We start from the raw sequence: 8,972 nt of genomic DNA, 5'->3' as shown, positions 1-8,972 counted from the left end.
TTCCGTCATCGGCCGGGCGGTCCCGCTCTGGACCGATGAGGAAGGCGACGGCCGCCACGAATGGCGCGCGCCAACGCACTGAACCCCCACCATCGAAAGGAACCTGACAATGTCATCCACCATCTTTGAACCCACTGCCAACGGCTACGCGGGCCGCGTCCGACATTTCGGCATAGACGAGGCAATCGTGCTCGTCGCCATCGAACCGGGCGACGCCGAGAAAGCGCCGGATTACCGCATCCATCTCGACGACGAGGACGGCCCCGACATCGGTGGTGCCTGGAAACGTGTCGGCGAGCGGGCCGGAGATTACATCGCTCTGGAGATCGACAGCCCGCTTTTCTCCGCGCTGTTTCGTCCGGCTCTGTTCCAGGTCGACGACGAGGGGCACACCTTCCGGCTGGTCTGGAAGCGGCCAAGGGCGCGCGAGGATCGGAGCTGATCCGTGCTCATTCCGGTCATCCCTTTGTTCGCGGAAAAGCCGTCTCATCCCTTCGTCCCGCTCGCCGACTGGACGACCGGCGCGCGCAGCGAAGGTCAGGGGCGGCCACAGGCCGGCGCCTCGCGCGTACCCTTGACCGCAGCGAGCACGCTGGCAGGCTGGTGGCGTAGCGGAGACAGGACGACATGGCGTTGTGCCGTCCTGTTGGTCGCCGGGGCGCTTTCCATCTGCACCGGATCGGGCGGCGCGGTCGCGCAATCTGCGCCGATTGTCCGTCCGGTCGCCGCTGACCCATATGCCGCCCACATCGCGGAGGCGTCGCAGAGATTCGGTATTCCAGAACACTGGATTCGTGGCGTGCTGCGCGCTGAAAGCAATGGCGATGTGAGCGCGGTCTCAATGGCCGGGGCGATGGGATTGATGCAGGTCATGCCCGACACCTGGGCGGGCCTGCGCGTTCGCTACCGGCTCGGCCGCGATCCCTACGACCCGCGCGACAACATCATGGCGGGCGCGGCCTATCTGCGCGAGATGTGGGACCGATACGGCAATGTCGCCGCCATGCTCGCCGCCTATAATGCCGGTCCCGGCCGCTATGACGAATATCTCTCGACGGGCCGGACATTGCCCGCCGAAACCCACGCCTATGTCGCCGCTCTGGTGCCGGTTATCGGCGGCTCGACCGCATCGGCATCGCCCGTCGCAGCACCTGCACCCCCGCCCGACTGGCGCGAGGCTCCGCTGTTCGTCATGCGCCCCGATGACATGCGGATTGCCGCTGCACCGTCATCCGAGGCGCAGCCCGGCGACACCCGCGCGACCGTTCCGGTGCGCGATCTCGCCCGCACGGAGCCGCAGGACGGCAGCATTTTCGTCGCCCGCGCTGATGACGGGGGAGCGCCATGAGGACGGCGTTCCTGCACCCGGGCGCGGGCGTTTCAGTGGCCAATCAGGCAGGTTCGTGTCTGGCTGGATTCCGGGCAGGTTGGGCGGAAAGGCCGGAAGGAAGGGAGGGCAAGATAAAGCAAACCGGCACCCTGTTGGGCCGGTTTCTGGGCAAGCCCTTGTCTGCACACTGTTTTGCGGGGCCGCGAGCGGCACCGTGCTTTTCGGCCTCGCGTGCCGCGATCTGGCGCAAACTCTTGGCTTTGCAGGATTTTGACCGGCACCATGGCCGCCGATTGCCCGATTTTCCGCGATTTTGGCCGGTGGCGCAGCCATGAGCGCCGACGACGAAGATCGCTTCCGGCCAAAGCCCGGCCGCATCCGATCCGACACGCCGAAGGCGGGCAAGACCAGGAGCTTTTTCACTCAGGCGAAGAAACTCGCCCGCCAGCACAGCAACAGCCCGTCGCGGTCATCCGCATCATCCTCGCTGCGCTCCAGATCGTCAGCCAGCGCCAAGGGCGGCAAGGCATCTCGGACTAGTGGCGGGCCGGGCCTCAAGCGTGGACGCGGTGCGTCGTTCGTCCGTGCCCGAACCTTGTCGGGCGGCTGGAAGCACAGCACGCCGGGAATGCGCCGCGTCGTCGTCAAGACCCGCTACGTCCAGAACGCCGGTAGGAATGGCAAGGCCGCTGCCCATCTGCGTTATATCCAGCGCGACGGCACGTCACGCGACGGCGAACGCGGCCAGCTCTATTCCGCGACCGAGGAACGCGCCGATGGCGATGCCTTCCTTGATCGCGGCAAGGAGGATCGGCACCAGTTCCGGTTCATCGTTTCGCCGGAGGATGGTGCGGACCTGACCGACCTGACGGCGCACACCCGCGACCTCATGCGCAAGATCGAAACCGACCTTGGCACTAAGCTCGATTGGGTCGCGGTCAATCACTACAACACCGGCCATCCCCATGCGCATGTCATCGTCCGGGGCAAGGACGACCTGGGAGAGAATCTGGTCATCAACGGCGACTATCTCGCCAACGGCATTCGCGAGCGGGCGAGCGAGCTGACCACGCTGGAGCTTGGTCCCGTGACCGAGATCGAGCAGAGCCGCAAGCTATCGGCCGAGAAAGACCAGGATCGTTTCACCCGGATCGACCGCGCCATGACGGAGGAAGCCGACGAGCGGTTCCTAGACCTGCGCCATGAACCCGCCGATCCGCGTCGCCAGTTCGACCGGACGCTACGCCTGCGCCGCTTGGGCAAGCTGGAGCAGATGGGCCTCGCCACCGAACATGCGCCTGGCGTCTGGGAATTGAGCGAGCGGATGGAGCCGACCTTGCGCGAGCTGGGCGAGCGTGGCGACATCATCCGCAACATGCACAAGGCGCTGAAGGCCGATGGGCTGGAGCGCGATCCCATGACGTTCCGGCTTCATGATGCCCCGCCCGAGACGCCCATTGTCGGTCGCGTCGTGGACAAATATCTCAGCGACGAGATGGGCGAGAACTTGACCCTTGTGGTGGACGGCATCGACGGCCGGACGCATCACGTTCCGGGTATCGACCCCACCCGCGTCGAAGATGCCCGGATCGGCAGCGTCATCGAGATCGGCCCGGCCGATACGGCGCAGCGGCCATCCGACCGCGCGATAGCGTCCATCGCCGAGGATGGCATCTACCGGCCGAGCCGCCATCTCGAACAGGCGAAATTCGAGGGCCGCGTTCCGGGCGGCGACTATGAGGGCTTTGTCGATTCTCATGTCCGGCGGCTGGAAGCGCTGCGCCGCGCCGGAATCGTCGAGCGGATCGACGCCGATCTATGGCGCATTCCCGAGGATTTCGAGAGCCACGCCGCCGCCTATGATGCCGGCCGCAACCGGCAGGCCAGCATCCGCGTCATTTCGACCTTCGATCTGGAAAGCCAGATCGGTTCGGACGGCGCGACCTGGCTCGACCGGCGGCTGGTGACGCCTGACGCATCGGATATCGCTCCGACCGGATTCGGGCAACAGGTGCGCGACGCCATGGACCAGCGGCGCGAACACCATATCGAACAGGGCGACGCCACCCGAACGCGGGATGGCCGCATCTTCTACCGGCGCAGCCTTCTTGCCACGCTGCGCGAACGCGAAGTCGCCCGCGTCGGCGCGGAGATGGCTGAGAGCAAGGCGCTGCCGTTCCGGGTGGCCACGGACGGCGAGAATATCAGCGGCAAGTTCACCGGCATCGTGCAGCTATCCAGTGGCAAGTTTGCCGTTGTCGAGAAGGCGCATGAGTTCACGCTTGTCCCTTGGCGGCCGGTCATCGACCGCCAGCTCGGCCGCGAGGTCGCGGGCATAGTTCAGGGCGGAGCGGTGTCCTGGCAGTTGGGAAAACAGAGAGGGCTAAGCATTTAGGACAACGAGGGTTTCAGCGTGGCGATAAGCCAGTCGACAAACACGAGCACCCGCTGAGAAAGATGACGATTACTGGGATACAGCACAGAAATGGGCGTTGATAGCGGCGTAAACTCGGACAATACTTCTACGAGAGCGCCTGAGGCAAGATCATCTTCGAATCGACTGCGCGGTGCCTGCGCCAAGCCAAGTCCGAGACGTGCCGCCTCTGCATTCATATCCGCACCGGAAACCAGAACACGCGACGGTAGCGAGACCTCGACGGTCTTTCCATCCATCGTGAACTCGAGCGGCATAACGCGGTCGGTGCGCGATGACACGAAGCCGATCATCATGTGGCCTTCGAGGGCGTCGGGTGACGATGGAATACCGTGCCTTGCCAGATAGTCGGGGCTCGCGCAGGTGATTTCCTCCATGACGCCGATAGGTCGAGCGATCATGTCGCTGTCGGAAAGCTGCCCACTGCGGACGACGCAATCAACGCCCTCACGCACCAGATCGACATAACGTTCACTTTCTCTGAGATGGACAGTGAGTGACGGATGCTGGGCGAGAAAAGCCGACAATGCGGGTAACAACATCGTTCGAGCAAGGTTGCCAGCAACATCGACCCGTAGGAGGCCGGTCACGGCTCCGCTCGTGCTCCTGTCGGCATCCTCGATATCCGCGAGAATGGCCAGGCAGCGGCGATAATAGATTTCTCCCTCGACGGTTGGCTGGACGTGCCGGGTGGTGCGCTGGAGCAGACGTGTGCCAAGCCGCCGTTCCAGGTCCTTGACCGTAGCGGTCGCGACGGGACGCGAAACGCCGATATCGGCGGCGGCTGCGCTGAAGCTGGCTCGCTCAACGATCCGCACGAATAATTCCATAGAGGACAATCTATCCATGAAGATTATTCTGTATGGCAAAACAGTATGAGCGGCAATCGCGATCTAATCCCGTTTGGACCGCGCATCTATATCGGGATCATCAATCTCAGGAGGTCCTTATGACAATGCATGTTCCCATCGCACTGGTTACCGGCGGCAGCCGCGGCCTGGGTCGCGCCACCGTCGAAGCGCTCGCCCATCGCGGCGTTACTTCGATCTTCACCTACAACACGAACAGGTCGGAAGCCGACAAGGTCGTCAGTCTGATCGAGAAGGCTGGCGGCAAGGCCGTGGCGCTTCAGCTCGACACGGGTGATACCGGCAGCTTCGACGCATTCGTCGACAGCGTCCAGCGGACACTACAGATCCTCGGCGCCGAGAAATTCGACTACCTCATCAACAATGCCGGCAATTCCAGCGGCATGGGTTTCCTGAATGCGCAGGAAGACGAATTCGATACGCTCTATCGGATACATGTGAAGGGCGTTTTCTTCCTCACCCAGAAGCTTGCGCCCTTGATCAGGGATGGTGGTCGCATCGTGAATATCTCTTCCGGCCTGACCCGGATTATCATGGCGAACCGCGCCGCTTATGCGACGATGAAAGCGGCGGTAGAAACGATGACCAAGTATATGGCGTTCGAGCTGGGCGCGCGGCGTATCGCCGCGAACTGCGTTGCACCCGGCGCCATTGCGACCGATTTCAGCGGCGGTGTGGTGCGCGACAATCCCGACGTCGCCAAGGCTATTGCCGGTATGACCGCTCTCGGTCGGCCAGGGCAGCCTGACGACATAGGACCGATGATCGCCTCGCTTCTGTCGGAGGATAACCGGTGGGTAAACGCACAGCGGATCGAGGTTTCCGGCGGGATGCGGATCTAAGGATATTCTTCCGCGACGATCCTGCCTACATCCCGAGAGGGATGGCCCGGACCGAGCAGGCAACTAAAGACACTGCCAGTGCTCCGCTGAACTTCGTCAGTCGTCGCTCGCCTCTGAAACGAGCCAGTCAACGAAACCGCGAACCAGATTTCCAGAATCGGCCTGGCGAGGGATAACGGCGACATATCCCGTCCTAGGAACCCGGATGTCCGGCAGAGGCGTCATCAACCTTCCGCTGGCAATGTCGATATCCAGCATGGGGAGTGGGCCGATCCCGATGCCAAGCCCGTCTTCCACCGCCTGGCGGGCGACGAAGAAGTGGTCAAATGTCTGACGCGGCAGTCCGGCCAGATGCTGGAGGTCTGCCGCCTCAAGCCAGTTCACCCAATCGCCGGGACGCGTCTCACTGGCAAGCAGCATATGCCCCTCAATGTCCGCAGGCTTGAGGATCGGGCGCTCGGCAAACAAGGCAGGACTCATAATCAACGTATCCACGTCGTCCAGCACCGGGACGACATGATGCTGGGGCCAGGTATCGGCCCGCGCAACGCCCCGCCGGATCGAGAGATCGACGCCACCGCGCAATTCTTCCTGCACGCAGGACACGGTGGTAACGACGACTTCGACATGCGGATGATCGGCGTGGTAGCAACCAAGCCGGGGGATGAGCCAGCGCATTGCCAAGCTAGTCGGGGCACTCACGCGCAGAATGCGACGCGCGTTCGGGCGACCGCAGGCTTCCGCTGCGACAGCCAGACGGTCGAATGAAAGCCCGACCTCGGCGGCGAAGATTTTGGCAGTCGGCGTAGCGACCATTCGGCGACCATCCCGCACGAACAGCTTCTGCCCCAGCCAGCCTTCCAATGCAGCGATCTGCCGGCTCACTGCGCCATGGGTGAGGCCAAGTTCAGCTCCCGCCTCGGCATAGCTCCCCGTCCGGGCAGCGACTTCGAATATGCGCAGGGCATTCAAAGGGGGAAGGCGACGCATCCTGTAACCGTGAGAAAAGGGAACGATATGAGTGAGCAAATCCATACTAGTCGATGAAAGCTCACGCGTATACCGTCGAATGAGAAGATGGCCAAGCATGGCAGGGTAACCAACACTCCGGGCAGAACAGTGAGAGATGAACCGCAGGAATCGATGGAATAATCAAAAACGTAGCCTTGTCGGAGCAAGTCTCACACATGCCCTGCATGATGGTTACACGGACGCCCTCTATGCCTTCATGCCGGTATGGCAGGCGCAGTTCGGGCTTTCCTATGCAGCGCTTGCCGTTATCCGTGCCCTCTATTACGCGACCATGGGCGGTCTTCAGCTACCTGCCAATCGGCTTCTTCGCGGCTGGTCACCGCGCGCTGCGCTGATCCTCTCGACAGCAATCGCGGCATCCGGCCTGGTGATCATGGCTCTGCCATTGGGACTGGCGGGACTTTGCGTCGGCCTCGTCGTAGCAGGTATTGGGTCGAGCATTCAGCATCCGCGCGCTTCCATGCTTGTCACCGACAGTTATGGGGATGCCGCGCGACGCCCTCTCGGTATCTATAATTTCGCGGGCGATCTTGGAAAGGCGGTGTTGCCGGCGCTCGTTGCGCTACTGCTGACGGTTCTTACCTGGCAACCGGTGCTCGGATTGATGGCGATGCTCGGAATCGTCCTGATCTTCACCTTGGTGCAACTGGTGCCCTCCGTTTCCTCCTCCATGGAAGGTAGAAAGCAGGCCACGATCAGCCGTCAACGCCGCGGCTTCCGTATTCTGACGGTGATTGGCGGCTTCGATACCGCCACCCGCATGGGGTATCTGCTGTTTCTTCCCTTTCTTGTTCAGGGACGCGGTGGTGGCCTACCGACGGTAGGCGTCGCTCTTGCCCTGCTGTTTATCGGTGGCGCGTTCGGGAAAGCGGTTTTTGGCGACCTTGGAGAAAGACTGGGCGTCGTCAGGACCGTGATGATAGCAGAGGCCACGACAGCCTCGCTGATCGTCGCGACGCTGTTCACGCCGCTTCCCTTGACGCTCATCTTGCTGCCGCTGCTCGGCGTTGTTCTCAACGGCACATCGTCGGTGCTCTACGGCACCGTGCCTGAACTTTCGGACGGCGATACAGGTCGGGCTTTCGCGATCTTCTATACGAGCGTTATCGGCTCCGGTGGCCTCGCCCCGATCCTTTATGGCGCCATTGCCGATCACAGCTCCCGCACAGTCGGCGTTCTTGCAGCGGCCACCACCGCCGTTCTGATCATTCCACTCGTAATGGCGTTAGGCCGCTACCTGCGAAGCCCAGCAGCCGAGGCCACAAGAGCCGCGTAATCAGTCTGAGGCTCAAATAACCGGCCGGCTCTTGGCTGGCCTCATTCAATCCCTTGAGAAAGGCCAGACAATGAATACAGTTTCGCAGACACCCCTGATGTTGATAACCGGAGGAAGCCGCGGCGTGGGTGCTGCGACTGCGCGGCTTGCCGCGACCAAAGGCTACGATGTCGTCGTCACTTTTGTCTCCAATGAGGCCGCCGCTCATGCGGTCACTGCCGATGTGGAAGCCGCCGGGCGCAGGGCTTTGGCCGTGCGTGCAGACAGTGCCGACCCCGAGCAAATTACCCAGCTTTTCTCCACCATCGACCGGGAGTTTGGCCGGATCGATGTACTGGTGAACAATGCCGGAATCATTGCGAAGCAATCCCGGCTGGAAAGCCTCAGCTTCGAGCGCATGCAACGGATATTCGCGGTCAACGCGATCGGCCCGATGCTCTGTGCCCAGCAGGCGGCCAAGCGGATGTCTACCCGCTACAACGGGCGGGGTGGTGTCGTGATCAACATCTCGTCGGCATCGGCCCGGCTCGGCAGTCCGAACGAATATGTCGACTACGCCGCCTCGAAGGGTGCTCTCGAAACATTCACAATCGGCTTCACCAAGGAAGTTGCGCGGGAAGGGATACGCGTCTGCTGCATTCGTCCCGGCCATATCTATACCGAGATGCACGCCAGCGGCGGAGAGCCCGGACGGGTGGATCGGGTCAGGGACACGATTCCCATGGGAAGGGGTGGTCAGCCCGAAGAAGTCGCCCGCGCGATTGTGTGGCTGGCGAGTGACGAAGCGTCTTTCATCACCGGTACATTCCTGGACGTCACCGGCGGCAAGTGAACGACGGAGCTGTGCGAAAGCTGTTGGCGCGCGCCGCAGGCGCGTGAACGAGTTCGCGGCAACAGTGCTTCCAGAGGCGGCGTAGCGTGAAAGTGGCTCCGCACGTCGTAGACAGGATGTCCGCGTGGAGGCAGTAGTCGGCAGGTGACGCTCAGATAATGAAAACTTGAAAAACCTAACAAACCGGTTTATATGGTTTGCATGATCAACATAGATGAATTCCGTTTCAATTCTGGCCGTCTTGCTCTGGATCTACCGGCAACCGTCCGTCGTAGGGCTTCCGAGCCTCAAGACGTGCTGGCGCCATCAGGCGCACCGGCTCGCTGGTTGCGCGATGCTGGTCTCAGCCAGGAGCTG

The 8,972-nt window shown here is 62.2% G+C and carries 8 protein-coding genes and 1 pseudogene; 7 read left to right on the top strand and 2 right to left on the bottom strand.

From position 1 onward, the window contains the following. The 4 genes and pseudogenes from V7082_RS20650 to V7082_RS20635 all read left to right on the top strand — a co-directional run. A pseudogene (locus V7082_RS20650) lies at window positions 1-82 on the top strand (S26 family signal peptidase); the annotation flags it as partial. 27 nt (window positions 83-109) lie between these two features. Then, window positions 110-442, top strand: coding sequence for a DUF736 domain-containing protein (locus V7082_RS20645; RefSeq protein WP_334151499.1), 333 nt, complete (start codon window positions 110-112; stop codon window positions 440-442). A gap of 3 nt (window positions 443-445) precedes the next feature. Continuing rightward, a complete protein-coding gene (locus V7082_RS20640; RefSeq protein ID WP_334151497.1) occupies window positions 446-1,348 on the top strand; it encodes a lytic transglycosylase domain-containing protein in 903 nt (300 codons plus the stop codon). 313 nt (window positions 1,349-1,661) lie between these two features. Beyond that, window positions 1,662-3,725, top strand: a complete 2,064-nt coding sequence (locus tag V7082_RS20635; protein WP_334151495.1) for a relaxase/mobilization nuclease domain-containing protein — start codon at window positions 1,662-1,664, stop codon at window positions 3,723-3,725. Here the strand turns inward: V7082_RS20635 and V7082_RS20630 are convergent. Then, complete coding sequence (locus tag V7082_RS20630) at window positions 3,722-4,612, bottom strand: LysR family transcriptional regulator (protein WP_334151494.1); 891 nt, start codon at window positions 4,610-4,612, stop codon at window positions 3,722-3,724. The genes V7082_RS20635 and V7082_RS20630 overlap by 4 nt on opposite strands. Window positions 4,613-4,713: 101 nt before the next feature. Here V7082_RS20630 and V7082_RS20625 point away from each other — a divergent pair, with 101 nt between their 5' ends. Continuing rightward, window positions 4,714-5,475, top strand: a complete 762-nt coding sequence (locus V7082_RS20625) for an SDR family NAD(P)-dependent oxidoreductase (protein ID WP_334151492.1) — start codon at window positions 4,714-4,716, stop codon at window positions 5,473-5,475. A gap of 96 nt (window positions 5,476-5,571) precedes the next feature. Here V7082_RS20625 and V7082_RS20620 read toward each other — a convergent pair whose 3' ends face one another. Then, window positions 5,572-6,510 (bottom strand): LysR substrate-binding domain-containing protein, encoded by a 939-nt coding sequence (locus tag V7082_RS20620; RefSeq protein WP_334151491.1) that lies wholly within the window; start codon window positions 6,508-6,510, stop codon window positions 5,572-5,574. Between the two features lie 91 nt (window positions 6,511-6,601). On the opposite strand from V7082_RS20620, the gene V7082_RS20615 reads away from it, so the two are divergent. Beyond that, the gene (locus V7082_RS20615; RefSeq protein WP_334151490.1) at window positions 6,602-7,783 is read left to right on the top strand and encodes an MFS transporter; all 1,182 of its coding nucleotides are present in this window, start codon (window positions 6,602-6,604) and stop codon (window positions 7,781-7,783) included. 70 nt (window positions 7,784-7,853) lie between these two features. Continuing rightward, window positions 7,854-8,615 (top strand): SDR family oxidoreductase, encoded by a 762-nt coding sequence (locus V7082_RS20610; protein ID WP_334151489.1) that lies wholly within the window; start codon window positions 7,854-7,856, stop codon window positions 8,613-8,615. Window positions 8,616-8,972 lie beyond the last annotated feature (357 nt).

Source organism: Hyphomicrobium sp. (assembly GCF_036833075.1).
GTDB lineage: Bacteria > Pseudomonadota > Alphaproteobacteria > Rhizobiales > Hyphomicrobiaceae > Hyphomicrobium_C.
The sequence above is the reverse complement of the archived record's forward strand: the minus strand, read 5'-3'. Positions and strand labels throughout refer to the sequence as shown.